Origin of the sequence: Ekhidna lutea (genome assembly GCF_900188325.1) — a bacterium.
GTDB lineage: Bacteria > Bacteroidota > Bacteroidia > Cytophagales > Cyclobacteriaceae > Ekhidna > Ekhidna lutea.
Genome location: NZ_FZPD01000003.1, coordinates 228,900 through 253,627, shown reverse-complemented (window position 1 = coordinate 253,627; position 24,728 = coordinate 228,900). Strand labels below are relative to the sequence as shown.

The window sequence follows — 24,728 nt, the reverse complement described above, 5'->3', positions numbered from 1 at the left end:
GAGTAGTAGTTTTTTGTAGCGAAATGAAATTTGATAGAAGGAGTCTTTCGGGTAATTAAGCCACCTCTTCCTTCACTTCAACCTCGGAGCTGATTTCTTTTTCTTTCTCCTTCTTCTCCTTTTCTTTCTTTAGTTCTTTTGGCTCGTTGAGGTATTTATTGATTTGACGTCTAAGTTCCTGAGCCGAGATGTTGTGCATCGTTTCTCCATTTTGCATGGCAGATATTTGACCGGTTTCTTCAGAAACAACAATAATAAATGTCTCGGTGTTTTCAGACATACCAAGGCCAGCCCTATGTCTTAAGCCATACTGAGCGGGCACATCTCTTTCCGTAACCGGAAGAATACAGCGTGCAGCAACAATTCGATCTTTGTGGACAATCACTGCCCCATCATGAAGTGGGCTGTATTTGTTGAAGATAGCGAGCAAGAGGCGTTTGGAAAGCAGTGAGTCCATCGCATCTCCTGACTCTGCATAAAATTTTAGAGGAGAATCTTCAGATAGCACAATCAAAGCTCCGGTGTTAGATCCAGCTAGCGATTTAACCGCTTCGACAATCGGAGTGATGTTAGCTCGCTTGGTCTTACCGTTCTGCGTCCAAAATCTAAGGTTCTTAATGAGGTTGCCTTCTTCGAAGATATTGGTACGCCCTACCAGCAAGAGGAATTTTCTGATTTCCTGTTGGAATAGGATAATCACAGCCAGTACCCCCACTCCCATAAACTGTCCCAAAATGGTGCTTAAGAGCTCCATTTGGAGGGCATTTACAACTAAATAGATTAAATAAATTGAGAGGAAGCCCACAAAGACTTTGATGGCCACACTTCCTTTCATGAGTTTGTAAACCTGAGCTAATAGGAAAGTCACCAGAAGGATGTCTAACACATCTTTCCAGCTTATATCTAAAAACCCTATTTGAAACGCTAAAATCAACTCAATTCATTTACAAGTTTTATTGCCTCGACAGCTTCCTTCACATCGTGCACACGTAGTATTGCTGCGCCCTTCAACAAAGCTACGGTATTTAGTACCGTTGTTCCATTCAATGCTTCCTCAGCGGTCGAATAAAGTGTTCGGTAGATCATGGACTTGCGCGAAATACCTACCATCAACGGTCGATCAAGGTGGTGAAAATGATCCAGCTTATTCAGAAGATCAAAACTTTGATCGGCGGTTTTTGCAAATCCAAACCCCAGGTCTATTATGACATCCTTTATCCCCAACTGGTTGCAATCATGAATAACGGATGAAAAATACTTCATCACCTCGTGAAGAAGGTCGTCGTACTTAGTTAACTCCTTCATGTTTTGTGGAGTTCCACGCATGTGCATGGCGATATAAGGAACACCTATCTTTGATACAGCAGATAACATGCCAGCATCGAGTTTCCCTGCTGAAATATCATTGACCAGGTGAGCTCCCGAACTAATTGCCTTCTCTGCTACTTCGGACCGAAATGTGTCTATGGATATAATGGCCTTAGGAAATTCTTTAGCTATTGATTCAATGGGTTCAATGACCCGTTCTAATTCTTCCTCTATGGCAATATCCTCCGCTCCGGGCCTTGATGAGTAGCCGCCGATATCAAGGAAAGAAGCGCCCTCTTTCAACATGTTTTCAGCTGATTTCAATATTTCAGTAATAGCTGTTTTTCTACTTCCTGAAAAAAAAGAATCCGGAGTTACATTGATAATCCCCATCACCTTAGGTGACGAAAGATCAATAATTTCTCCTCCAATATTGATGGTATGTTTGGGGCTCAATGGATTAGTTTTGCTTGGACAGTAAAATTACATGAGACAGGAAACTGAACAGCAATACAAAGAAATCATTTCTGAGTGCAAAGAGATTTTCGAGAAGAAAACCAAAGATTATGGGACTGCCTGGAGAATCTTAAGGTTGCCATCCATTACCGATCAGATTTTTATCAAAGCGCAGCGCATTAGGTCCATCCAGGATAAGGGAGAGAATAAAGTGGGTGAAGACATCAGCAATGAGTTTATTGGAATCATCAACTACTGCATCATAGCCGTCATCCAAATGAAGCTGAATGGAACCGAAGACATGGAAATTCCATTTGCCAAGTTGGAACCTATGTATGATCAAGTTGCTGATGACACTAGAAATCTTTTGTCCGCTAAAAATCACGATTACGGAGAAGCTTGGAGGGAAATGCGAGTGAGCTCAATGACGGACATTATTCTCATGAAATTGATGCGAGTGAAGCAAATTGAAGACAATGCAGGTAAAACACTTATCTCGGAGGGAATTGATGCCAACTACCAGGACATGATCAATTACTCGGTTTTTTGTTTGATTAAATTGAAAGAAGGAAAATCATGAAAATCTTAAAGGAATTTGCACGCTATGCAGTAGGTGCGCTTTTTATTTTTTCAGGGATCATTAAAGTCAATGACCCGGTAGGAACAGCCATCAAACTTGAAGAATACTTTCAGGTTTTCGCGGCTGATATCGCACCTTTTTTTGAATGGTTTGTACCTGCAGCACTTTTCTTAAGCGTCTTTTTAAGTGTGCTAGAGGTTGTATTAGGTGTCGCACTTATTGTCGGTTACCGCATGCGTATTACATCATGGATCTTACTGGCCATGATCATCTTTTTCACCTTCCTTACTTTCTACTCAGCTTATTTCAATAAAGTGACCGATTGTGGATGTTTCGGCGATGCGATTAAGCTCACTCCATGGGAATCATTTTACAAAGACATCATTCTGCTTGTCCTCATCGGAGTTATTTTCTGGAAAAAGGATAGCTACAAGCCGATGTTAGGTCCGATGTTGCAGGAGGTGAAAATTATTGGAACAACTTTAGTCATGTTGATTCTGGCTATTTACGCCATCGCTCATTTGCCATTTATTGACTTTAGAGCATACAAAGTAGGCAATCATCTACCTACGTTGATGAAGAATTCAGAGCCATTGAAATATGTGTACGTCATGGAAAAAGATGGTGAAACCATCGAGTTTGAAAACTACCCATCTGGGGGTGGCTATGAATACAAGGAAGCCAGGCTGATGAACCCGGAAGCGGCTGCCAAAATCACCGACTTAAACGTATGGCAGAATGATGATGATTATACCGATGAGTTACTGACTGGAACTAAACTGGTTATTATCATTCATCAAATTGAAAAGACTTCACTTGATGAAATTGACCGATTGAGAAACTTAACCTTTGATAATCCAAGGTTTGATACTTGGATACTTACTTCATCAGGCTATGAGAAGTTTGAGGCATTCAGACACCAGAATCAACTGGCGGCACCTTACTTTTTTGCGGATGCTACTGTACTTAAAACAATGGTGCGTTCAAATCCTGGTGTCTTGCTTTTGAAAGATGGTACTGTTCTTGCCAAATGGCACTACAATGACACGCCGTTGACCGATGACGTAATCGAAATACTGAATAGGCAATGAGCCAAAAAATCTTTTTAATCGGACTGCCCGGTGCTGGAAAAACCACCTTGGGTTTGGATTTGGCGGTTGATCTGGGAGTTCAATTTGTAGATCTGGATCAGGATATTGAGAAGGCTGAAAAGTGCTCAATCAGAGAAATTTTTGAGTTGAAAGGAGAAGCTCATTTTCGACAGCTCGAAAAATATCATTTGGAAAAAGTGATCAATGAAATTGATTCGTTTGTGATGGCAACAGGTGGTGGTACTCCTTGTTTTTTTGACAATATGGAGGTCATGCAAAAAGCTGGAACGATTTGCTACATCAACACCCCTATCGAAGAAATTCAAATGCGAATTGAAAAGGATACCACCCGTCCACTAATGAAGACCAATACTCTGGAGAACTTATTGGACCAAAGAAAAGAATGGTATAGACGAGCTGACCATACCATTCAGAAATACAAAGAATTAATAGCGGTTTTTAAAAGTTGAATCCAAACGTAACAGTTACAGTGGTATTTTGAATATCCGAGGTGGCGACTGGCTGTCCTGCAAAGTCTTCCGGAACTGTTTCCGGGTCTAAAAAGTAGGGAACTGCTTGCTGCTGAGAAATGCTCGACACAACGGCAAAGTCAAGGAAATAATCAAATGTTCTGTATCCAAAACCAAAGGTTATATTGGTTCTGTCTTGTAGGTTAGTGTCTTTAAATGGATCGGGAAAATAGGCATATCCCGCGCGTAACCTGAAACTATCAAATCTATACTCGCCACCCACTCGTATGTTCACCACTGATTCGTAAGCGGATTTAATGTCATCATTGTCCTGAGAGGTTGAGAAATCATCGGAGTTGAGTTTGGCATTGCCATAATTCACAAACTCTAAATCTCCAGAAAGAAAGCCACTTTTCCCAATGAACATTGAAGCACCCAACCCCACTTTTGATGGCGTTCTTAACCGATAGGTATTAACAAAAAGATTGCTCCTGTATGGATCTATGTTTGCCAAATCGTAAGTGGTTGTCTCACCATCCACTTCCTCTGTGAATGTAGAGCCCGGATCCCAATCTGCTTCAAGATCAATGAAGCTTTCTTCATCTAATGAAAGAAAAGAAGGTGATGTGTAGCTTACACCGACTGTGAGAAAGCTAGCGGGTCTGTAAATGGCGCCTGCATTGAAATTCACTCCCGCACCTCTTGTTCTGATTTCATCGTCAATGAAAATGGCATTCAATGAGTCCATATCCGATCCATCCTGAAGAAAGTCGAATTCTTCATAAGATCTATTCTGCTTATAATTTAATATTTGAACTCCCATGCCTCCTCCAAAATACAGGCGATCATCATAGTTTCCGCCCCAGGCCATATTTAACTGATAGTGAGAACCTCGCTCTTTAATGGTTTCTCTCTGAATTGGAAAGCCTCCCACATTGGAGGTGTAGAAAATTCCCTGATCGTCTTCATACTGGTTGATTATAAACTGATCAAAAGCTGCATATTCTAGTTCGCTTAACTCATTTAAGCTTTTCGAACCTGCCCCTTGCAAAATATTATCAACGATGGAGTTAAATCCATTCTCACCCTCGTATGTTCTGGATAAGTGGTACGTATTGTTTCTACTAAGTGAAATGGCAAGTGACCCTCCTTTAAATTTATCATCCGTAAATCGACCCTTTCCAAAATTGATGACCGTCCCAATATTCGAGAAATTAAAATTATTACGAAAAGTCAAATCTGACCCTGGCGCATTGATAACCTCATCCGGTCTGATAATTGAATAATCCGTATCTGCACTAATAAAATCCAGCGATGGACTGAACACAAAGACGCTCTTATTAAAGAACCCCAGACCTGCAGGGTTTGAAACAGCTGAGCTGATGTCTCCGCCCAGCGCTATCTGAGCACCTCCAACGGCTTGCATTCTTGCCGTACTCCCAAGACTATAATTCGTATTGCTAAAACGGTAAGCATCTTCGAAATACTGAGCATTGGATATAACTGAACATCCGAAAATAGAAAGTAAGAGTATTGTGAGTTTACTTTTCATTTACTTAATCAGATTATTTATTAATTACCACCTCTTCTTCCAGAACTGGATCTGCCAGATGAAGATCTTGACCCTGACGATCTACTAGAAGAACTTCCAGACCTTACCGAACCAGAACTTCGAGATGAACTGGACGATCGCGAGAAACTTCGATTACTGCTTCCGGAAGATGATGGCGTGTAAGAACGGCTTCTCGAACTATTGGAAGATCTGCTAAAATTGTTATTGCTTGAGCTTCCTGACGCCCTTCTTCCATAAGAGGAAGTACTTCTTGAGTTGCTATTTGTATTGAAAGTTCGGTTACCGGAATTGCTTGATCCTCGGTTATTGTCACTACTATATCTGCTACTCCTGGATCTGTTCAAGTAGTCTGCCTGCTGTCGACTATAGCTTTGATTACGATTCACCTCGCTTGCAACAGCTGATCTTCTGCCCGAAGATGATCTGCTTTCCCATGAGGAAATTGAACCCCTACTATTTCTAGAACCCCTCACAATATCTCTTCTTCTACGATTATCAGAATCCACTATATATATTGGTCTTGTGTATCCTCTATAATATGAGGGACACCAATAGGGATCATAAAATCCACCTCTCAAGCCCCAGCCTGCATTCCAACCCCAAGAGTTCCAGCCCCATCTTGATCCCCATACATTATTGTACCATGGATCCCAGAAAGGATCGTACCATGGGTTCCAGGCATTACCCCAACCGTAGGATACTGACCATGTATTCCAGCCCCAGCTGTTCCAACCAATATTAAATCTCCATCCAGGATTATTCCATCGGTTCCCGGTATTCCAGTTGTCGTTGTAATAGTTGTTTATTACAACTGGCTGGCTGTTTGGATTGTCATTGAATGAAGCCTGAGGATTACTAAAATTCGGATTCCTGTCTGTTCCGTTGATGTAAGCATTTTGAGTGTCTTCAGAAATGTAATCTTCCTGTGTTTTTTCAGGAGCATAATATTCCAGCGACTCCTCACTCACACCATCAATGACAGGGTTGTTGTCTTTGTATTGTCGACCCAGGAAGCTTAGTTCTTCATTGTTTTCTTCCTGCACTTCCTGATTGGCGGAGATCGTCACATTGGATTTGGACTTCTTCTTTACTCTATCTTCTTTGGTGAAGTATAAATCATCGTACTCCTGACCGAATGCCCCGATCACGGTGAGTCCTAAGATGAAAACCAGTGTGTTTTTTAAATAATGTCTCATGACGATCCTCCTTTGTTTTAATTTAACGATTCTCAAGGGCTCTCTGTTCTACACCTCCGCTATATTTGCGTCCCTTAGAAAATCTTTTTACTAAAAGGAGCAAACTCCATACCAAAAGAAAAACTTATTCATGGCAAAAGCTATTCCATCTCGTTCGGAAGATTACTCTCTATGGTATAATGAACTGGTAAAAAAGGCCGGATTAGCAGAAAATTCTCCTGTTAGAGGCTGTATGGTAATAAAACCCTATGGTTTTGCTATTTGGGAGAAAATGCAACAAACACTTGATCGAATGTTTAAAGACACAGGTCATGAAAATGCATATTTCCCATTACTTATTCCAAAATCCTTCCTGAGTAAAGAAGCAGATCATGTGGAAGGTTTTGCCAAAGAATGTGCAGTGGTTACCCATTACCGCTTAAAAAATGATGAAAATGGTAAGGGAGTAGTGGTGGATCCTGAAGCCAAACTAGAAGAAGAGTTAATCATAAGACCAACCTCTGAAACAGTGATATGGGACTCTTATAAAAACTGGATTCAATCCTACCGTGATTTACCAATCCTGGTTAACCAGTGGGCGAATGTGATGCGTTGGGAAATGAGAACACGGCTTTTCTTAAGAACTGCTGAATTTTTATGGCAGGAAGGTCATACAGCTCATGCCACTAAGCAAGAGGCGGTTGACGAAACCAGGCAGATGCTGGATGTCTACGCCACATTTGCTGAGGAATTTATGGCAATGCCGGTTATAAAAGGAGTAAAAACAGAAAGTGAGCGATTTGCTGGTGCAGTGGATACCTACTGTATTGAGGCAATGATGCAAGATGGTAAAGCACTTCAGGCTGGAACCTCACACTTCCTTGGGCAGAATTTTGCTAAAGCCTTCGATGTGAAGTTTGCAACAAAAGAAGGTAAGGAAGAACTGGTTTGGGGTACATCATGGGGGGTAAGCACCCGATTGATGGGTGCTTTGATAATGGCTCATTCTGATGATGATGGATTAGTGTTACCTCCAAAATTGGCTCCAATCCAGGTGGTGATCGTGCCGATCTATTTTAAAGATGAGCAACTTGCTCAAATAGAAGAGGTAGTCGCTCCGATTGTTGCTCAACTGAAAGAAAAAGGTGTTTCTGTGAAATTTGATACCAGAGACACACATAAACCGGGATGGAAATTTGCCGAGTATGAGCTAAAAGGAGTACCGGTTCGTCTAGCCATTGGCCCAAAAGATTTAGAGAAAGGAACTGTCGAAATAGCTCGGAGAGATACCAAGGAAAAATCTTTCCATCCCATCGATGGGGCTGTCGATCATGTTATGCATCTCTTGAAAGATATTCAGGTGAATATTTATAATAAAGCAAAAGAACTTAGAGAGGAAAACTCAAAGGAGGCGAACACCTATGATGAGTTTAAAGAGTTGGTAGAGCAGGGGTTTGTGTATGCACATTGGGACGGAACTGCTGAGACAGAAGATAAAATCAAAGAAGAAACCAAGGCAACAATTCGATGTATCCCGTTAGATCAAAAAGAAGAAGAAGGAACTTGTATCTTTACAGGCAAGCCGTCTAAGGGACGTGTTCTCTTTGCTAAGGCCTACTAATTAATGGAATGGTTTACTATTATATCGCTTATACTCGTTGGCGCTTTCCTGGTGATTGCTGAGATATTATTTATTCCTGGAATTTTTATTGCAGGGACTTTAGGAGTACTATGCTCTATATATGGAGTTTATCTCAGCTTCGAATATTTTGATTCAACTACGGGCACCATCGTTTTAATTTTAGCAGTCATTGTTAACGTTTTGTCATTAGTGTTGGCTTTTAGAGGTAAAACGTGGGAACGATTCTCCTTACAACAATCTCATGAATCAAAAGTCAATCAGGATTTTAAGCATTCCTTGAAATTGGGTGATAAAGGAAGGACTATTTCGACATTGAAGCCTATTGGTAAAGCAATTTTCAATGATGTTGTAATTGAAGTTCGATCGAAAGGGAATTATGTCGATGAAAATGTCGAAATTGAAATCGAAAAAATAGACAATACCAGAATTTTTGTAAAACCTATATAAAATATAAACATGGGATATGGAATAGTGACAATAGTAATAGTAATTGTAGCCATAATAGCGTTATTTATATTGCTATACTACATTCCTGTAGGGCTATGGATTACTGCTCAAGTAACCAACGTCAGAGTTGGTCTTTTTGAATTATTCTTTATGAGAATAAGGAAAGTACCTCCTTCTATAATTGTCAATTCTCTCATTACAGCAACGAAGGCTGGTCTGAAGATTACAGAGATAGAGGGAGAAACAAAAAGAGATCTTAGAACTCAAGACCTGGAAACTCATTACCTGGCTGGAGGCAATGTCCCTCAGGTGATCAAAGCCTTAATCTCTGCGGATAAGGCAAACATCAACTTAACTTTTAAGCAGGCTACTGCTATTGATCTTGCAGGTAGAGATGTATTTGAAGCTGTTCAAATTTCAGTAAACCCTAAAGTAATCAATACTCCTTCTGTGGCTGCAGTTGCGGCTGACGGCATTCAGCTTGTTGCAAAAGCTCGAGTAACCATTCGGGCCAACATTCAGCAACTTGTTGGGGGTGCTGGTGAAGAAACCATTCTTGCGAGAGTTGGAGAAGGTATTGTGACTTCTGTAGGTTCAGCTTCGACTCACAAAGAAGTTCTTGAAAATCCGGATAAAATATCTAAGCTAGTCCTTCAACGTGGATTGGATGCGGGTACGGCATTTGAAATCTTATCCATAGATATTGCTGATGTAGACGTTGGGGCAAACATCGGTGCGAAACTACAAACGGATCAAGCATCAGCAGACCTGAAAGTGGCTGAGGCAAAAGCTGAGGAAAGAAGAGCGATGGCTGTTGCTGAAGAACAAGAGATGGTAGCGAAAGCACAAGATGCAAGAGCTAAAGTAATCCTTGCTGAGGCTGAGGTACCGAAAGCAATTGCGGAAGCTTTTAGAAGTGGAAACCTCGGGATTATGGACTATTACAAGTTCCAAAACATTGAGGCGGATACGGATATGAGAAGTTCAATTGCTGGTTCCGGAAGTAAAAAAGGATCGAGCAAGAAGAAAGACTAATTCCTGACTAACCTAAGAAAGCCCCTCGGAGAAATCCAAGGGGCTTTTTTTGATCATTAATCACTGAGGACGCTGTGAGATTATCGCAGAGGATAAAAAGTGAATCAATTCAGGCTGTCTGTTGACACCCCTATAGTCCCCTCAATGGGACATTTACTAAAGACAGAGGGCGCTACCCTACTTTTTCGGGTGTGAATTCTCCTTCCAACTTGATCGCTTGTTTTATGTGAGCCAGATGATGTTTACAATGCCAATTATATAGCCCGAGCATCCATTCAAGTGTAAATTCTTTGTCATATTCCGGATGAAAATAGGTTCGCTTCTTGTGCTCTGGCTTCAACGACTTGAGCAACATCACCCATCGGTTATGAAGGCCCTCAAGGATATCAATTGACTCCATAATATCTTCATTGTTTGCATCGGCTGTTTTGGCCCATGCTGCTTCGTCATACGGTTTGATCGTAGGATTTTCCTCTGTGAGAATTAATTTGAACCGAATGAAGCTATTCATGTGACTATCCGCCAGATGGTGAACAACCTGCTTAATGTTCCAGCTACCTGGTCTGTACTGAAGTTCCAACTCATCGTAAGAAAGGTTTCCAACTACCTTTTTCAGCTGCTCCGGTAATGAAGCCATGGTTTCGATCCATTTGTCGAATACATCCCCGGTGATCTCTGCTGGTGCTTCATACTTTCCAACAGGGTATTTCAAAACATCTATATCCACGTGTTAGGTTATTTTTTGCGTTTAAAGATAGGGACTGTACTGCAAGGTTCGCCATACATAAGACTACTTACCAGAGGAAACAGTTTTTCTGTGATTTTAGTGTAGGCATACTCAACGTTTTTCACATTGCCACAGCCTTTGATTACCACCTTCTTTTCTTTCAGGTTGTTCTCACCAATACATCTGTCGATAGCCTGATCGATTAATTCTTTCTCAATGGCGTCCTCATTACCGTAAGTAACTACATTGGCAAACTCCTTGATCTTGGTGACCAGAAGCATATAAGCCCAGGTAGGAACAATTGCATCTGCTGAGCAGATAAGCCCTACATTTTTATCTTGATAAACTGACCAATCCTTTTCTTTTAAATAGGATCTGAAATCCTTTTCTCTCAGGATTAACCCTTCGAAAAGTGTCTCTTTTACATCAAAGACTGCATACTCTCCTTTATCCAGGTGATCCTCCAGGTCAATGGAAACCAGTGGGCTCTTTGCTACTCTATTTACAATTTCGTCCATCGTTACAGCAACTGTTTTTTCGGTGTGGTAGTTCGCCATTCCTTTAGATAGTTCGGCTCAAAGTAAGCTACATCTTCAAATTGCTCATTTTTGAACTTCTCTAATGCTAGTCTTCCCATATTTTCTGCATTTGGAATCACATCCTCAATGAAAATCAGGTTTTTCTGATTGGCGATTTCTTTAAACTTCGGCATGCCATCACCAAATAAATAAAGCGGTTGCTCAAATTCATTAAATGTATTTTCATCCAGAATCTTGGGCTGCAAATCCCATATTAATTTGCCACTTTGGTCTTCAATCTGAGTATACACCTCCATCCTTCTGGCATCCATCATTGGGCACAGGAGGTAATCTCCAGAAAATTTATCTCTTTGTGATTCTGATATAATATCCAGCGATGGAATCGAAATCAGTTTCTTATTTAGTGTAAAACATATTCCCTTGGCAGTAGACACTCCTATTCTCAAGCCAGTATACGAACCCGGACCCGAAGAAACAGCTACCGCATCAAGATCACCAAACTCAACATTTGCCTCTTGACAAACTTCCAATCCTATTCCTGGCAACAAGGAGGAGTGTGATTTTTCTACCTTGTGAAGTTGATTTGAAAGAAGCTCTCCATTGCGATGAAGTGCAACAGAGCACACCATGGTAGATGTCTCTATGCTGAGAATTAAGGCCAATTAGTTAGGATTTAGAATCGAGTTGTATTTGGTAGTATCATCAAGCACAGAAATAGCAGCCTGAACATCAGGATCCTTTCCGAAAGTAGACTCTATGATGCCTCGCTCATAAAAATATCTTCCGGCAATCTCCTGCTCCAAAAGCATCACTATTTCGTCTTTAAAGGTGATTAGGTCTTCATCTTTATTGTGACGAGTTGCTTTTTCCAGCGCATCAAAATAGCTTTTAAGCTTAGTGTATTTCTTTTCTTGCTTGGCAATTTTTATCAGATCCTTTGTTTCCTGCTCTACCTTTGTCACATAGTCAAAATCTCGTTTGGAAAGCCATTTAACAAACTGTTCATACTCTTCGTCCGATAGCCTAAGTTCATTAGGTGATGCAGGATTTAGGCCTTCATTTTTATAGTAATACTCTGTAGCGTAATAGAAGATGTGGTCGTTTCTTAAAAGACTCTTTGTAATAGGAGCAAAATCAAGCTTTTCAACTTCTACATCAGGGTCAATCCCTCCACCATCATATACAAGTCTTCCATTTTTGGTGTAAAATTCATTTTTCAATGAGTCTGGAATTTTTCCAACACTACCATCATCATTTCTATTGCCGTAATCGATCGCCTGGATGCATCGTCCTGTAGGTGTATAATATTTAGCCGTAGTAATCTTTACTACAGCATCATAAGAGAGTGGCCGTTCAATTTGCACCAATCCCTTTCCAAACGTTTTTCTTCCTATCAGCACGCCTCTATCATAGTCTTGCATTACGCCAGACACTATTTCAGAAGCCGAAGCACTCCCATTATCTGTCAAAACGACAACAGGTATGTCCGGGTCTACTGGATCATTTAAGGTTTTATAAATCCAGTCATTGGCTCTTACTTTTCCTTTTTGAGCTACAATCTTTTTTCCTTTTTCTACAAAAACATTGGACACATTAACTGCTTCGTGAAGGAGTCCACCCGGATTTCCACGAAGGTCTAGAATAATGCTCTCAGCTCCCTGTTCCATCAGGTCAAGTACTTTTATCCCAATTGATCGTCCTACGTTTTGCGTAAAGCTTGTTAATCTGACATAGCCGATATTGTCTGTAACCATGCCTGCGTATGGCACACTATCTACTGCAATCTTTTCCCGTTTTACTTTGACATCAAACATTTCGTCTTGTCCAAAACGTTTGACTGTTAAAGTGATTTCAGAATTTGATTGTCCCTTCATAAGAAACCTGACCTCCTCCTGTGATTTTCCATTGAGTGAAATACCGTTGATGGCATGGATTTCATCTCCAGATCTCAAACCAGCCTCATGAGCGGCAAAGCCTTCATACGGCATTACTATGGTGCTTATCCCATTTTTCCGTTCCACAACGGCTCCAATGCCTGAATATTCTCCAGTGGTCATCATCCGATAAGTCTCTATATCATCTGCAGCGATATAGTTCGTGTATGGATCTAATGTTTCGAGCATTTCGTCAATACCGGATTTCATCAAAGTAGTTGGGTTCACCTCATCTACATAGTGGGTATTGACTTCTTTGAACAGCGTGGCGAATATGTCAAGGTTCTTTAGGATTTCGAAGTATCTATCCGTCGGCGGCTTAACAGCGGCAATAGTGACGATTAGAATCAAAATAGAAGGAAGGAGAATTTTTACTTTTCTGCTCATATCAATCTGCATTTTCTGCACTAATACTACCCAAACGTTCCAGACACTTAATTAGTTGAGTCTGGATGTTATCAAAGGTTAAAATCTGTTTTGAAAGATAAATGAATGCAATGTAATGCTGTGACTTATCATCCACATTATCGATTAAATGCTTATTCAGGCGGTATGCTTCACGCACTTTTCGCTTGAGTAGATTCCGATCTACTGCACGTTTAAAGTTACGTTTCGGAACGGAAATGAGGATTTGATTTGGTCCTGGTATTGCTGACCGTAGATGACGAACCTGGAAGTCGCCCAAATAAAAAGAGGAACCTTTTTTAAATAGTCCCTCAATTTTTTTCTTGCTTGTAAGTTTTTCCTGCTTAGAAAAACTGTCTTTGGAAAGGCCCATAGGCCATGATTTACTTCTTGTGGATATCGTCAGATACAGTCAGTCTCTTACGACCTTTTGCTCTTCTTCTGGCAATCACAGATTGACCATTCACACTCTCCATTCTTTTTCTGAATCCGTGCTTGTTTTTCTTCTTTCTTACTGACGGTTGAAATGTCCTTTTCATGTCTATAGTTGTTTTTCAAAAGCAACATGGAATTCGACCCGGGAGTCTCATTTCATGATATCTTATCTTTCGTCTTTAAAAACGGAGGGCAAAGATAGATAAATCCTTGCCCTCTATGCAAATTTTGTGAAAATATTCTAGTTATTCCACATTGAAGATAGATTCATCAATTTCCTCATTCACAAGAATTTCGGTCACTTTAATATCCATTTTCATTTGAGCATTCATTGGTTGTTTGATTCCTGTTGGAAATAGTATCCCACCATACTCCTTATAATCAGAATAATCTGTCGATAAAGTCATTGCCCCCTGAGGTGCCTCAATCGTATTAGTAGTCCGAACAAGGAATCCGGTTTCTGTATCATAATATCTTATGGATTTCTTACCGGAAGGCATAGTCACTTCAAGCCCATACGCATCATTTCCATCGATATTTTCAACTGAAGTCAACTTTACATCAACATTCTTGTCGAGATAAACTGTTTCTTCCACAATAGAAGAACTTATTGCCATATCTAGAGCTTCATTTCCTTCAATTTTTTTACTCCCTTGCATTCCTGAGCTAGCTCCTTTTTCACCATCAAAGACTTGCTTTTGCATGACATTTCCACCCATTTTTACTTCCATCAACATCTTGTTTGGAGCCATTCTTGTCGATTCCATATTTAGGGATTGACCCATTATAGAAGCTTCCATTTTCATCTTCACAGAATTCACCGCTTCAACTTTCTCTCTACCACCAATTGCCTCAATGTAGTTTTTAAGAACAGTTTCTGCAGTTAATCCCTCAGGCAGTTTTGAAAGTGAAGGATCAACTTCATTGCCATAGGTATCGTAGTAAGTAAGTTCACCAAACTGCTTCAGTTTTTCAGCTACCTCGCTTGCTTTACCAACAATGTTAATGTGAGCCTTTTCAGTACTTAAATATTTCTGAGCAATGGCCTTCACATCTTCAATTGTAACTGCCTGCACTTTTTGAAGGTAGGTATTGTAATAGTCTTCAGGTAAATTATAAATAGCAGTATTCAGAGCGAAATTCGCAACAGTCTGAGGCCTTTCCAGTGATTGAGAAAAACTGCCTGAAATTGAATTTTTGGCAAGCTCCAGCTCTTCTTCTGTGATCTCTCCATTTCGCATTTGCTCCATCTCGTAAATCATCTGAACAACAGCACTATCCGTAACCTCATTTCTTACGTCTGCATTGGCATTAAAACGAGAGACAAGCTCATCCGAGGAAAGAGACGACCGGCTGCCATAGGTATAGCCTTTATCTTCTCGTAAATTCATGTTCAGCTTGCCGGAAAATGATCCCCCAAGTATCTGATTCATAACTCTCACTTTAATGGCATCCTCTGAGCCAACCGGCAGCACTACAGGGTAGGTAATATTTATTACCGATTGTACAGACGCAGACCTGTTTACAATTCCTACTTTTGTTTTTTCCGGGGCTTGTGGAGTCTCATATGATGGCATTGGAACCTCGCCTTCTTCCCAGCTTCCGAAATAGGTCTTTACCATTTTCTTCATCTGCTTAGGATCAACATCTCCCACTATTGCCAAATAGGAAATATTGGGTTTAAAATAGGTTGAGTGATATGCTTTGAGGTCTTCAACGGTAATGTTATTTGTTGTTTCCTCCGTTTGGATTTCCCCATATGGGTGATTTTTTCCAAACACCAAAGCCTGATTCAGGTTACCAGCGATAGCGCCGGGATCTTCTTTTGCCGACGCAAGTCCTGAAAGGGTTTGCTTACGGATTTTTTCAAGCTCTTCTTCCGGAAATGTTGGGTTGAAAGCTACGTCAGTCATCAGCTCTAGAATTTTTTCCTGATACTTTGACAATCCTGATGCAAATACATTTGTAGAACCAGCAAAAACAGAGGCGCCAATGAAGTCGATTTCTTCATCCAGTTGCTCCTTGGTTCTGGTTTCTGTCCCACGCATCATCATCTGTCCAACCATCCCCAGGTAGCCTACCTTATCTTCCTCCAAAAGTGGCTCCCTGTCCACTAGCAGATTATAACTTACCCGTGGAAGTTTGTGGTTTTCAATGATGAAAACTTTTAGTCCATTCTTTAATTCAAAGGATTCATACTCGCCGATATTAATTGGACGAGGGGTTGCTGCTTCCGGCAGCTTGCTCCGATCCACCTGTGCAAAAGCACCTACTATTCCGATGGTCAGAACGAGGGATAATATATTCTTAAAATTCATAATTTCCTGCTTTGATTAGGTTTATTGATCGTCGAGTTTTTCATCATCAGGCTTTTGTTGCGCTGATTTTGGCAAGTAATAAAGTGTCACTCTATTGTCCGGCGTAAGATATTTTTTAGCCACTCGCTTAATATCTTCTTTGGTCACAGCCATGTATCTTTCAATTTCACTGTTAATCAAATTTGCATCACCGTAATAGACGTGATAATCGGCCAGGCTCTCAGCAATGCCTCTCATAGTGCTGTTTGAACTCACGAAATCATTCTCAATTTGATTTTGAAGTTTTTGAAATTCACGATCACTGATTTCTTCATTCTTTACTCGATCAATTTCTTCAATCATTGCTTCCTCCAATTCCTCCGGTGTATTACCGACATTCACTAAACCAAGTGAAATGAAAAGACCGCCCTCCTCAAGAGCAAATGGAAATGATCCTACGAAAGCAGCAATCTCCTTATTATCTACAATCTCTTTTTGAAATCTGGAGCTTTGTCCTCCTGAAAGTAATGTCGTTAGCATTTGCATTGCATAGTAATCGTCTGATCCTTGCTCTGCCATTCTGTAAGCCTGAAATACACCTGGGAGCTGTACATTATCGAAAACCTCTTCTCTGACTTCTCCGCCAAGGTCTGGTGCCTCAATTTCTGGTCTTGGGATTTCTTTTGTCCCTTTCGGGATTTCACTAAAATACTTCTCAACCAATTTCTTGGTTTCTTCTATTTCAATATCTCCTGCTATTGAAAGCGTAGCGTTATTCGGTACATAAAAAGTATCGAAGAAATCTTTAAAGTCCTCTTCTGTTGCATTATCTATATCCTCAAATGAGCCAATAGGTGTCCATGAATATGGGGTTCCCTCATAAGCCTTGCCAAATATTTTTTCCTGGAAAGACATGTATGGCTGATTGTCGATTCGTGTACGCTTCTCCTCTTTCACTACCTCTTTTTGGGTGGCTACACCTGTTGAATCGATCTTCGCATGAAGCATGCGTTCAGACTCCATATAAAGTCCAAGTTCTAACTGGTGAGAAGGGAGTGTTTCGTAATAGAAAGTCCGATCAAATGAGGTGTTAGCGTTAAGCTGACCCCCTGCATTTTGGATGATTTTAAAGAATGAACCTCTTTCAATGTTAGGAGATCCTTCAAACATCAGATGCTCAAAAAAGTGAGCAAATCCTGTTCGTCCTTCCGGCTCATTTTTCGAACCAACATGGTAGAGTACAGCTACATTAACAATTGGGGTTGAGTTATCCTGATGTAGGATCACGTGCAACCCATTGTCTAGGTCATACTCCACAAAATCAATCCGCTTCTCCTGAGCAAGACTGCCAAAAGCTGCGAATAGAATGATTAAGATTAGGGTGTTTCGCATGATTTTTTATGAATATTAGATTTATAATTTTCGCTAAAGTAACAATTCAGTTTACATCGAAGGATTATATGCCAACATTTTCACGTATCTCCTTGATATGGTTCTGATTTAATCTTGGCCCAAACTTGCTAACCACAGCAGAGCTCGCTGCACTAGCTAATTTCCCTGCCTGCGCATGTGATAGCCCATGATTGATTCCATACAAAAATGCTCCGGCAAACATATCTCCTGCCCCAGTTGCATCAATCGCCTTTGTTGGGAATGGTTCTATTTCATGGTATGAATTTCCATCAAAAGCAACCGCACCATCCTTTCCCTTGGTAATCACAAACTCCCTAGCAACTTTTGAAATAGCTTTTTTCACTTCTTCTTCTCCATTTACTCCTGTGAATAATTCAGCCTCTTCTATGTTGCAAAAAAGTAAGTCTACTCCGTCCCCTACTACCTCCTTCATTTGATCACCAAAATATTTAACCATAGATGGATCCGAGAAGGTGAGACTCACCTTCACACCATGCTTCTGAGCCAGTTCTTTTGCTTTTTTCATAGCTTCCAATCCTGTAGGAGAAGAAACCAGAAATCCTTCCATAAATAAGTAAGTGGAATTTTTAATTGCTTCTTCCTGAAGTTCATTCACTGAAAAGTCAGCTGTAATGCCCAGATAGGTATTCATCGTTCTTTCAGCATCCGGTGTAATCATCACCAAGCACTTACCGGTAGTTCCTTGATACAGGTTATTAGGATCCAGGTTTGAATCGATTCCTGCTTTTATCAAATCATTTGTATACAATATCCCATCAGAATCATCGGCAACTTTACAGGTGTAGAAACCTTTACCTCCAAGCTCAGCAAGTCCAAAAATGGTATTCGCAGCAGATCCACCCCCTTGCTTCTTCTTGATTTTACCCTCTACACTATCTACAAGCTCCGACTGCCTTTCTTCATCAACCAGCGTCATCAATCCTTTTTCTACCTTATGGTCGGAAAAAAATTGATCTGCTACTTCTATTTCATAATCTACCAGCGCATTTCCGATAGCGCATACGTCGTATTTTTTGCTCATTTTATCAGGTTATTGTGAGAAGGTTAACTATTCTTTTTGTCTTGCCTTCGGGTCTATAATCATTATATGAAACTGCGAAACTAATTGATATCAGCATTTCGTGAATTTTACATCTGGAAATTCCTATGCCAAAAATTTAATTCTCGTAAATATGTAATGCAATGATTCCTCATCGATAACCAACCGATAAAAATCTGTTTTGCCAAGCTGTTCGGGCTGGTACCCGCTTTTCTTAAGGTATTTCTTGCTGATATTTTTATCAAACCAGTGTACTAGTCTGATTTTATCTCCTTCGATCTCCAAACAGGACATTCCACGCTTCCCAACAACACATCCTGAATTGAATAAACATGGAATGTGAAAAAGTGTGTTGTATACATAGCTTTGAAAGCTATGATCCTTATTTTCTTTGTAATATTTCTTTAGCTCTTTTTTATGCGTCTTTAGTTCAGCTTTGATTTCACTGTGCTGTTCGATATCCGCTTCGGCATAATCCCTGCATAATTGCTCTATTTTATATTTTAATCTGTCTAACTTATGCAGAGACTCAAAAAGGGGTCGATGGGTGTGGCCAATTATAGACACTACTTTATTGAATGCGGAGAAACCATAAACTCGTTTCTCAATTTTGTATTGTTTCTTACTGCTATGAGAAACTGAGTAGCTTTTTATACCGAGCGGATTTGCAAAATATTTTAAAGTAAAACCGATTAGCTCATTATGCTGTTGATACTTTTTGCTCGCCTGATGACCGTGAAAGACAAATAAATGATTTGTTCCAAATTTTAATTTCAAGGCTTCATGAAGTTTGTAATCAAAGGGAAGCTCTTTCATCAACTCTAGCTCTAAATCGTGATTACCTATGGTCTTAAAGAGATTTCCTTTAGCATTGAACTGATCGAACAACTGATATACCTCACTCCATCTTTCGAGGATTTTTCGAATTTGGAATCGCTGAAGCTCTTCTACATCCCCATTTAGAATTAATGTGTGATCTTTCTTTAAATAGTATTCCTTCAGAGCAGAGGTAAAAAGATTGGCATTTCTCTTGAAGTCGTCGGTGGCGCCACCATCTCCCATATGGAGGTCGGAAAAAATGACCCATCGCTTTTTTTTATTTAATTCGAGGACGGTACCGGCTTCAAAAAGCTTATCCAGTTTTTTGTAAAGGGCTTTTGTGTTGAATTGATTCTTTTTTGCCATCTACCTTCAATAATCGAGTTGGCAATTTATCAATTATGGTTCCAAAGAAGGGGTTTTTTACCCACGACGAACAAAAAAATAATATTGTCCCATATTTTTTTCTTCACACCCACGCTTAGTGCCTTGGATTGTTTTTTAAACTAATTATTTTCGTATTTCACACATACCTAACTACTAATGCCGAAAATTCAAAAAATCATCTATAAAGGGAAGCTGATTATTTACGTAGACTATCGTGGGCAGAATGAAGAGCAGATGCTTGAAACTGCATCATCTTTAAGGGACTTCTTGCTGTCTAATCCCGGCGAACATTTAAGGCTGGTTAATATCACGGATACTCCAGCAACCCGGAAATTCACTGCATATATCAGAGAGCTGGGAAAAGAAACAAAAAACGTTCCTGTAAAAGGTGCTGTTGTGGGAATAACTGGAGCCAAAAAAGTCTTGCTGTCAGGCTATAACCGGCTACTTGGAGGAGCTATGCGACCATTTAATGACGAGGAAACAGCTAAAGAATATTTGGTGAGTTAAAAAATACCCTTCACTCGCCATCCCGAAACCCAGACTATTCCTTTGTCTTAAACGCTATTACAGTTTTTGAAATATTGTAGAAAGTATCATAAGCTTTTATCTCAATAATTATCGTTTCAGATTCTAATTGAGACAACTCTTTCGAAAAATCAATTGTGTGAAGTTCATCACTTTCTACTATGGGACCCTCATTTATTCTATATGTCACTTTTTGAACACCTACATTATTGTCAACAATTTCAGCAATAAGGTCAACACTTCCGCTAAAAACCGGAATACCCTCTATAAATGATGTGGGAGTAATATTAAAATAGGGGGTTACTTTAGGCCCATGCTTATCCAGATATATTGTTTTCTCTTGAACCTGTTCCTGATTACCCTCCTTATCCACGCTGTAGTATTGCATTGTGTATTCACCATCATTCAAATCATGAGGCATCATTTGCCTCCCGTCAGATTTCATGTACGGAAGATCAGCTATCTGGAAGTAGGTCGTTTCCCAACCGGATTCCTTCTCAATTATTTCAAACTTGATACGTGTTGCCGGGCCATATATGTAATTTCCGGTGAGCGTTGGAAGTAGATCGGTATGTGGAGGAGTCAAATCCTTTATGATGCTATTATTAGCTGTAGAATCCATAGGCGATTTTTCAAATGCCAGTTGAGCCACTGAAAAAAAGCTTATTAAAATGCAAAAGAAACCTGCCAGGATTTTTGGTGAGTTATTCATCTTGATAGTAGCTGATTAATTTAATTTTTCCCCTGCAAATTTCATGGTTTAATCCCAGCATTTTCTTAGTGAAAGGCTGGGGATCTGTTTAAGCATTTTGATTAGTTTTTCGTAACCACTTATATCAGAAGGTCACGGTAACTATTTTCAGCTGACCCAAAGGACTGACAAGGCTTTAAAACAAAAAATTCCATCACACTCTATCGTGTAATGGATTTCTGTTTGATGTGGGCGCTGAGGGATTACTCATACGCTCAAACCAGGCCGCACAAACCCCTCGTGAACCTGCGCTGCGCTCCGGTTTCGAACCTGGGTTCTCATCCCTTCAAATACTTTACTTATAAAAAAATAAACCCTGACGCATTTCTGAATCAGGGTTTTTGATGTGGGCGCTGAGGGATTACTCATACGCTCAAACCAGGCCGCACAAACCCCTCGTGAACCTGCGCTGCGCTCCGGTTTCGAACCTGGGTTCTCATCCCTACAAATACTTTACTTATAAAAAAATAAACCCTGACGCATTTCTGAATCAGGGTTTTTGATGTGGGCGCTGAGGGATTACTCATACGCTCAAACCAGGCCGCACAAACCCCTCGTGAACCTGCGCTGCGCTCCGGTTTCGAACCTGGGTTCTCATCCCTACAAATACTTTACTTATAAAAAAATAAACCCTGACTCATTTCTGAATCAGGGTTTTTGATGTGGGCGCTGAGGGATTCGAACCCCCGACCCCCTCGGTGTAAACGAGGTGCTCTGAACCAACTGAGCTAAGCGCCCTTCCTTAAAAGGACTGCAAATTTAGTACGGTTTATTTTCCGTGCAAGGTCTTGATAAAAAATAATTTTTAATCCATTGCTTTGGATAAAAATTGAATGAACGGATTAAGTGTTTGATATACCTCAGCTACCTTATCTGAAAACCCTTTTGAAGTCACCTCCTTATCAGAAATCTTCCGCATATAGACGTAGTGCTTCAACTGTAACAACCCAATATTTTCATGATCTTTCGGATAGCCCTTTGGAGCAGTTTTTAACTTATCCTCCATAAATGGTTCCCCAAAGGTTTCTTTGAACTTAGTGTCTTCAATAATGGATCGTATTTCTTTTCCATTGTAATCAATCTCCTGGCGGATTTTATGCAATACCTCAGATTGAGGCTGATACAACCCTCCGCCGGCAAAATTATTTCCGGGCATAATGTGCAGGTAGAATCCGGGGTTACCTGACTTGCGTCCTCCTGCAGTTATCGAAGCACCAAAGTTTGTCTTATAGGGATCTTTGTTTTTACTAAAACGAATATCTCGATTGATTCTAAAAAGGGTTTTCTTAGGGTCTAATCCTGTAATTTCAGGATGAAAAGGGACAGTCTTCTGGATGACTTCCGCACTCAATTCCAGCACCTGATCTTTTGCTTCCTGGTACCTTTTTCTGTTATCATCCATCCATTCTTTCTTGTTGTTCTTGGCCAAATCCGACAGGAAGTCGAGGGTAAATTGTAAATCCATTATGCAATTTCGTTTGCGATTGTCTCTAATTTGATCGAACGAGAGGCCTTTAAAAGGACAGTTTTACCTTTTAGTTTTGTGGCTTTTAGCGCCTTAACCAATGCTTCTTTTGAAGCAAAGTGATTTGCTTTTGATACTTTCCCTATCTTATCACCGATGGTATAAATATCACTAATCCCCAATTCTTTTGCTATTGCTAAGAGTTCATGATGCGCATCATCCGGATTGTCCAGCTCGTTCATATCCCCAAGAACAGCGATTGTTTCTACACCGTATTCAGCAAGATTTTCAAGTGCTGCTTTCATGGAGTCAGGGTTTGCATTGTAGGCATCTAAAATAATTGTGACACCATTCTTGTTGATTACCTGTGAACGGGAATTATCCGGAACATAGCTAGCAATACTCTCAAGAATTTCATCATCCGTTACATCAAACACCCGTCCAACACATACTGCAGCAGCGATATTTGAGAAATTATATTTCCCAATTAGTTGAGTGCTTTTTGTTTTACCGCCTAATGAAATTTCCAGCGTTGGCGCTGTTTCTGTCAGGTCCAGATCCTTAGAAGGAAATATTCCAGGGTTTTGAAATCTTTTCGCCATGTTGGAAAGGACCTCATCATCTGTGTTGATAAGGACCTGTCCGTTTGATTTTCTCAGATAATCAAAGAGCTCGCTCTTACCTCTAATGACACCTTCAAAACCCCCAAAACCCTCGGTATGTGCATGTCCGATATTGGTAATCAGGCCATGTGTTGGCTTTGCCATTTCACACAACATAGCAATCTCCCCAACGTGGTTGGCCCCCATCTCGATAACAGCAATTTCTACCTGTGGATGGATGTGAAGTAAGGTTAGTGGAACTCCAATGTGATTGTTGTAATTCCCCTTTGTTGCATGAACTGTGTACTTCTTCGAAAGCACTCGGGTTATTAGCTCTTTGGTAGTTGTTTTCCCATTCGATCCTGTAATTCCCAGCACAGGCCTTTTGAATCTGTCCCTATGAAAAACAGCAAGATTCTGCAAAGATTTTAAACAGTCTTCAGCGTATATGATTCGATCATCTGTGCAGAAGGCCTTGTCATCCACAACAACGTAAGAAGCACCTTTCGCTAAAGCTTCTTCTGCAAACTTATTTGCATTAAAGTTCGGTCCACTTATAGCAAAAAACAGATTCCCTTTTTCGATTGTCCGAGTGTCGATAGATACACCATCACTTAAAAGGAATCTCGAGTATAAAAATTCAATAAAATCACCCATCGAGGCAAAAGTATCTTTTAAGAAGCAATTATGTGATTCCTATATTTACCACATGAACCCAAAACTCATAAGACCCCTCGCTTTTGCAGGGATTATTCTGGCTTTATTTCTCAGTGTGTGGTACTTGATGAAAACCTACAAAGAGGGAAATCCGAGGTGGATATTTCTTATCATGGCTTTTGGGATTGCTGTTCTATTGTCACAGAATTTAAGAGGCGGTGGAAGGAGAAAGGATTAACCTTTTTTGGTCAAATTGAAGTTTCAGCTAGGCGATCAATTGGCAGAAAGTAGCTTACCTAAAACGAATAATTAGTATTAATTATTAATCTTGACTGAAAAGCGTTCTGGTAGTGATACTTCTCCCAAGCGTCACTTCATCAGCAAACTCAAGTTCACTACCTACCGGAATTCCCCGTGCAATAGTCGTCACCTTGATTCCGGATTCTTTTAGGAGCTTAGTTATATAAAAAGAAGTTGTATCCCCTTCCATAGTAGCACTCAGCGCCAAAATGACCTCTTTCACCTGATCATCACTCTTAATGCGGCTGATCAAGGAATCGATTTTAACATTCTCCGGGCCAATACCATCCATTGGAGAGATACGTCCACCAAGCACATGAAAGAGTCCGTTATACTGTCCGGTGTTTCTGATTGCCAAAACGTCTGGTGTATCTTCCACCACACAAATTACGGAAGTATCACGATAAGCATTTTGACAGGTGCACTCCTCCGTGTCAGCGATGATGTGACAGGTTTTGCAGTACTTAATATTTTCTCTTAATTCTTTAAGTGCGGATGAAAGCTCGAAAGTAGCGTCTTCAGGTTGCTTTAACAGATGCAAAGCCAGCCTGAGTGCCGTTTTTTTTCCAATGCCCGGAAGCCTGGAGATTTCTTCAACGGCACGTTCCACCAACTGCGAAGGGAATTCCATT

The 24,728-nt window shown here is 40.3% G+C and carries 26 protein-coding genes and 1 tRNA gene; 8 read left to right on the top strand and 19 right to left on the bottom strand.

Annotated elements, in window-relative coordinates; translation table 11 throughout:
- Positions 1-55: 55 nt before the first annotated feature.
- Together cdaA and folP are read right to left on the bottom strand one after the other, a co-directional pair.
- Positions 56-934 (bottom strand): diadenylate cyclase CdaA, encoded by an 879-nt coding sequence (gene cdaA, locus CHB71_RS08910; RefSeq protein WP_089356568.1) that lies wholly within the window; start codon positions 932-934, stop codon positions 56-58.
- On the bottom strand, positions 931-1,764 hold the full coding sequence (folP, locus tag CHB71_RS08905; protein WP_245811241.1) for a dihydropteroate synthase: 834 nt from the start codon (positions 1,762-1,764) through the stop codon (positions 931-933). Before folP ends, cdaA begins: the two co-directional genes overlap by 4 nt.
- A gap of 31 nt (positions 1,765-1,795) precedes the next feature.
- Between folP and CHB71_RS08900 the strand changes: the two genes are divergently transcribed.
- Genes CHB71_RS08900 through CHB71_RS08890 form a run of 3 tightly spaced genes read left to right on the top strand, consistent with a single transcriptional unit; the run spans position 1,796 to position 3,905 of the window.
- Positions 1,796-2,344 (top strand): DUF1599 domain-containing protein, encoded by a 549-nt coding sequence (locus CHB71_RS08900; RefSeq protein ID WP_089356567.1) that lies wholly within the window; start codon positions 1,796-1,798, stop codon positions 2,342-2,344.
- Positions 2,341-3,435 carry a BT_3928 family protein gene (locus CHB71_RS08895; protein ID WP_089356566.1) on the top strand — a complete coding sequence of 365 codons (1,095 nt, stop codon included), beginning with the start codon at positions 2,341-2,343 and terminating at the stop codon, positions 3,433-3,435. The genes CHB71_RS08900 and CHB71_RS08895 overlap by 4 nt, the downstream gene beginning before the upstream one ends.
- Entirely contained in the window at positions 3,432-3,905 is a 474-nt protein-coding gene (locus CHB71_RS08890) for a shikimate kinase (RefSeq protein WP_089356565.1), read from the top strand. The genes CHB71_RS08895 and CHB71_RS08890 overlap by 4 nt, the downstream gene beginning before the upstream one ends.
- On the opposite strand, the gene CHB71_RS08885 is transcribed toward CHB71_RS08890, so the two are convergent.
- A complete protein-coding gene (locus CHB71_RS08885; protein WP_089356564.1) occupies positions 3,895-5,457 on the bottom strand; it encodes an OmpP1/FadL family transporter in 1,563 nt (520 codons plus the stop codon). The two genes, CHB71_RS08890 and CHB71_RS08885, sit on opposite strands and share 11 nt — an antisense overlap.
- Positions 5,458-5,477: 20 nt before the next feature.
- Positions 5,478-6,674 (bottom strand): hypothetical protein, encoded by a 1,197-nt coding sequence (locus tag CHB71_RS08880; RefSeq protein ID WP_089356563.1) that lies wholly within the window; start codon positions 6,672-6,674, stop codon positions 5,478-5,480.
- A 130-nt stretch (positions 6,675-6,804) separates the two neighbouring features.
- Between CHB71_RS08880 and proS the strand changes: the two genes are divergently transcribed.
- The 3 genes from proS to floA are packed head-to-tail and all read left to right on the top strand — an operon-like array spanning position 6,805 to position 9,777.
- On the top strand, positions 6,805-8,274 hold the full coding sequence (gene proS / locus CHB71_RS08875) for a proline--tRNA ligase (RefSeq protein ID WP_089356562.1): 1,470 nt from the start codon (positions 6,805-6,807) through the stop codon (positions 8,272-8,274).
- 3 nt (positions 8,275-8,277) lie between these two features.
- Positions 8,278-8,742 (top strand): NfeD family protein, encoded by a 465-nt coding sequence (locus tag CHB71_RS08870; RefSeq protein WP_089356561.1) that lies wholly within the window; start codon positions 8,278-8,280, stop codon positions 8,740-8,742.
- 9 nt (positions 8,743-8,751) lie between these two features.
- Positions 8,752-9,777: a flotillin-like protein FloA gene (floA, locus tag CHB71_RS08865; protein WP_089356560.1), complete on the top strand. Its 1,026-nt coding sequence runs from the start codon at positions 8,752-8,754 to the stop codon at positions 9,775-9,777.
- A 172-nt stretch (positions 9,778-9,949) separates the two neighbouring features.
- Here the strand turns inward: floA and CHB71_RS08860 are convergent, their stop codons facing one another.
- The 10 genes from CHB71_RS08860 to CHB71_RS08815 all read right to left on the bottom strand — a co-directional run bounded on the left by CHB71_RS08860 (position 9,950) and on the right by CHB71_RS08815 (position 19,772).
- Positions 9,950-10,504, bottom strand: coding sequence for a YfiT family bacillithiol transferase (locus CHB71_RS08860; RefSeq protein ID WP_089356559.1), 555 nt, complete (start codon positions 10,502-10,504; stop codon positions 9,950-9,952).
- An 8-nt stretch (positions 10,505-10,512) separates the two neighbouring features.
- A complete protein-coding gene (locus tag CHB71_RS08855) occupies positions 10,513-11,061 on the bottom strand; it encodes a DUF2480 family protein (RefSeq protein WP_245811240.1) in 549 nt (182 codons plus the stop codon).
- Positions 11,025-11,705 (bottom strand): tRNA (adenosine(37)-N6)-threonylcarbamoyltransferase complex dimerization subunit type 1 TsaB, encoded by a 681-nt coding sequence (gene tsaB / locus CHB71_RS08850; protein WP_144017378.1) that lies wholly within the window; start codon positions 11,703-11,705, stop codon positions 11,025-11,027. Before tsaB ends, CHB71_RS08855 begins: the two co-directional genes overlap by 37 nt.
- Entirely contained in the window at positions 11,706-13,364 is a 1,659-nt protein-coding gene (locus tag CHB71_RS08845) for a S41 family peptidase (protein WP_089356980.1), read from the bottom strand.
- Between the two features lies 1 nt (position 13,365).
- Positions 13,366-13,755: a ribonuclease P protein component gene (rnpA, locus tag CHB71_RS08840; protein WP_089356557.1), complete on the bottom strand. Its 390-nt coding sequence runs from the start codon at positions 13,753-13,755 to the stop codon at positions 13,366-13,368.
- Between the two features lie 10 nt (positions 13,756-13,765).
- A complete protein-coding gene (gene rpmH, locus CHB71_RS08835) occupies positions 13,766-13,921 on the bottom strand; it encodes a 50S ribosomal protein L34 (RefSeq protein ID WP_089356556.1) in 156 nt (51 codons plus the stop codon).
- 141 nt (positions 13,922-14,062) lie between these two features.
- Entirely contained in the window at positions 14,063-16,135 is a 2,073-nt protein-coding gene (locus CHB71_RS08830; protein ID WP_089356555.1) for an insulinase family protein, read from the bottom strand.
- Positions 16,136-16,156: 21 nt separating this feature from the next.
- The gene (locus tag CHB71_RS08825; RefSeq protein WP_089356554.1) at positions 16,157-17,506 is read right to left on the bottom strand and encodes a M16 family metallopeptidase; all 1,350 of its coding nucleotides are present in this window, start codon (positions 17,504-17,506) and stop codon (positions 16,157-16,159) included.
- Positions 17,507-17,570: 64 nt separating this feature from the next.
- Complete coding sequence (locus CHB71_RS08820) at positions 17,571-18,569, bottom strand: adenosine kinase (protein ID WP_089356553.1); 999 nt, start codon at positions 18,567-18,569, stop codon at positions 17,571-17,573.
- A gap of 123 nt (positions 18,570-18,692) precedes the next feature.
- Positions 18,693-19,772, bottom strand: a complete 1,080-nt coding sequence (locus CHB71_RS08815) for a metallophosphoesterase (protein ID WP_089356552.1) — start codon at positions 19,770-19,772, stop codon at positions 18,693-18,695.
- Between the two features lie 177 nt (positions 19,773-19,949).
- On the opposite strand from CHB71_RS08815, the gene CHB71_RS08810 reads away from it, so the two are divergent.
- Positions 19,950-20,303 carry a hypothetical protein gene (locus CHB71_RS08810; RefSeq protein WP_089356551.1) on the top strand — a complete coding sequence of 118 codons (354 nt, stop codon included), beginning with the start codon at positions 19,950-19,952 and terminating at the stop codon, positions 20,301-20,303.
- Between the two features lie 34 nt (positions 20,304-20,337).
- Here CHB71_RS08810 and CHB71_RS08805 read toward each other — a convergent pair whose 3' ends face one another.
- From CHB71_RS08805 to CHB71_RS08790, 4 genes are all read right to left on the bottom strand, one after another.
- On the bottom strand, positions 20,338-21,033 hold the full coding sequence (locus tag CHB71_RS08805) for a hypothetical protein (protein ID WP_089356550.1): 696 nt from the start codon (positions 21,031-21,033) through the stop codon (positions 20,338-20,340).
- Positions 21,034-21,735: 702 nt separating this feature from the next.
- A tRNA-Val gene (locus tag CHB71_RS08800) sits at positions 21,736-21,810 on the bottom strand.
- A gap of 67 nt (positions 21,811-21,877) precedes the next feature.
- Positions 21,878-22,537, bottom strand: coding sequence for a DUF2461 domain-containing protein (locus tag CHB71_RS08795; protein WP_089356549.1), 660 nt, complete (start codon positions 22,535-22,537; stop codon positions 21,878-21,880).
- Positions 22,537-23,796: a UDP-N-acetylmuramoyl-tripeptide--D-alanyl-D-alanine ligase gene (locus tag CHB71_RS08790; protein WP_089356548.1), complete on the bottom strand. Its 1,260-nt coding sequence runs from the start codon at positions 23,794-23,796 to the stop codon at positions 22,537-22,539. Before CHB71_RS08790 ends, CHB71_RS08795 begins: the two co-directional genes overlap by 1 nt.
- Positions 23,797-23,848: 52 nt before the next feature.
- Between CHB71_RS08790 and CHB71_RS08785 the strand changes: the two genes are divergently transcribed.
- Positions 23,849-24,034: a hypothetical protein gene (locus CHB71_RS08785; protein WP_089356547.1), complete on the top strand. Its 186-nt coding sequence runs from the start codon at positions 23,849-23,851 to the stop codon at positions 24,032-24,034.
- An 84-nt stretch (positions 24,035-24,118) separates the two neighbouring features.
- Here the strand turns inward: CHB71_RS08785 and recR are convergent, their stop codons facing one another.
- Positions 24,119-24,727 carry a recombination mediator RecR gene (gene recR / locus CHB71_RS08780; RefSeq protein WP_089356546.1) on the bottom strand — a complete coding sequence of 203 codons (609 nt, stop codon included), beginning with the start codon at positions 24,725-24,727 and terminating at the stop codon, positions 24,119-24,121.
- Between the last annotated feature and the right edge of the window lies 1 nt (position 24,728).